Origin of the sequence: Methylobacterium platani, from assembly GCF_001653715.1 — a bacterium.
Lineage (GTDB): Bacteria > Pseudomonadota > Alphaproteobacteria > Rhizobiales > Beijerinckiaceae > Methylobacterium > Methylobacterium platani.
On record NZ_LWHQ01000133.1, the window covers coordinates 1 to 1,764 of the forward strand.

Here is a 1,764-nt window from a genome sequence, read left to right on the forward strand (position 1 = left end):
CAAAACTGAAAACGCTCTAGCTCGGCTTGAGAAGCAGGCAGGGAGACCGATTGGCCAGTGCTTTGACCTGATCGCTGGGACATCAATCGGCGGCATCATCGCGCTGGGCCTCGGCTTCGGTCATAGCGCGGAAAAGATTAGGGACACTTTCCTTGAGGACGGATCAAAAATATTTCCGCCGCGTCCGGATCCGCCGAAAAACAAGATTCTTGCTGGAATCGATTTGTATCGCAGTTTCTCTGGCGGCCCAAGGTACGATGGTACCGTGTTACGACAGACGGTCGAAAAGATCGTCGGCTCCGAGACGATCCTTGGAGAAGCACTAACGCGATTGTTGATCCCGGCGATCAATATGACACAAGGGCGCGTGCAGATGTTCAAGACACCACACGCATCGAATCTCTTGGTCGATCAACATCTCAAGGTCGCAGATATCGCCATGGCGACATCGGCAGCCCCGATCTACTTTCCACTTGCAAGGATTGGCGAGAGCTTGTTCGCCGACGGTGGGCTTGTGGCTAACTCCCCCGACGCTTGTGCTGTGCATGAGGCAGTCCACTTTGCGGGCCAGCGGAAAGTGGATATCCGGATTCTTAGTATCGGTACGACTTCAACAGGATTTGGCCTACCTGCGTCGCTGGGTACGCAATTCGGGCCGAAAGAGTGGTTCGTCAATGCGCGGCTCGTGAATACGGTATTCGGTGTTCAGCAGCAGATCGTCGATTTCATGATAAATCATGAATTAAAGGAACGATATGTCAGGCTCGACAGCGATACATCGGCAGAGCAGGCGGTTGATATCGGATTAGACATTGCGACCGAGGAGCGTCGCCGGACACTTTTATCGTTAGCCCAAGGTTGCTATCAGCGCGCATGTAACAATAGTTTTGTCGTCGAAATGTTGGCACATAGACCTGTCAAGCCTAATTTTGTAAAACATAATGCGACATGACTGAGTATCGCTCTATCGATACCATAACTCGCTTCTTTGGATAATGATATCTTAAAATCGAAGCAAAAAACTTCCGTACAAAATGTGCAAGGTTCAGAGGTGATTCTGCACAGCCGTAGCAGGGAGAGGGAGGCGGACCGCAGATGTGTAAAAGAATGGATTTATGAAAACACGATGGTGGCTTCATGGAAATCAATATTTTGGCAGGGACCTCACGATATTTTGTCTGATGTACAGGTGGGGGCGCGATATTCCCGAATGATCGCCGCTGCGCTGGCAACGTCGTCGGCGGCCTCCGGGCGGATGCGATAAGCTTCTTCGATCATGGCGCGATGAGCTTTTGCGTCGAGCGTCCACCTGACCATCGCGTAGCGTCGACCCACAGATTCTTGTGACTGACGGCCCCAGACATCCTCGACATAGCCATCAGGATGCTGGACGACCGCGTGAAACTGGTTGCGGGTTATGTCGTGGCCGGCGGCTACCTGCAAAGCCCTCATCGTCACCGCTGGAAGCCCGGTGATGCGTGACAGGGCTTCGGCGTAGACCACGCAGCCATTCCAGGAGTACCGCGAGAGCGCTTTCGCGGGGAGACGCGGGTGAGCTCGTTCTGGGACTAGGTCGAGATAGGCAAGGTTCGCCGCTATCTGGGAGAGGGCGTCCCGAACACGGGCTTCGTCGACAACGACTCCGATTTCCGCCAGACGTTCCTCGCCAACGCATTTTGTACCGATGCGCAGGAGACCGTCTTGGAAGGCCGATGGCGGCCAATCCCGGCGGGCGCGAGCTAATGCACTGACTCAAACGGATGG

Annotated in this window: 2 protein-coding genes; one reads left to right on the forward strand and one right to left on the reverse strand. The window is 54.3% G+C overall.

Annotated elements, in window-relative coordinates; all coding sequences use genetic code 11:
* Positions 1-952: CBASS cGAMP-activated phospholipase (locus A5481_RS33120; protein WP_156312254.1), on the forward strand; the 952-nt coding region annotated here is incomplete at its 5' end.
* Between the two features lie 212 nt (positions 953-1,164).
* On the opposite strand, the gene A5481_RS34460 is transcribed toward A5481_RS33120, so the two are convergent.
* Entirely contained in the window at positions 1,165-1,503 is a 339-nt protein-coding gene (locus A5481_RS34460; protein WP_156312252.1) for a hypothetical protein, read from the reverse strand.
* Positions 1,504-1,764: the final 261 nt, after the last annotated feature.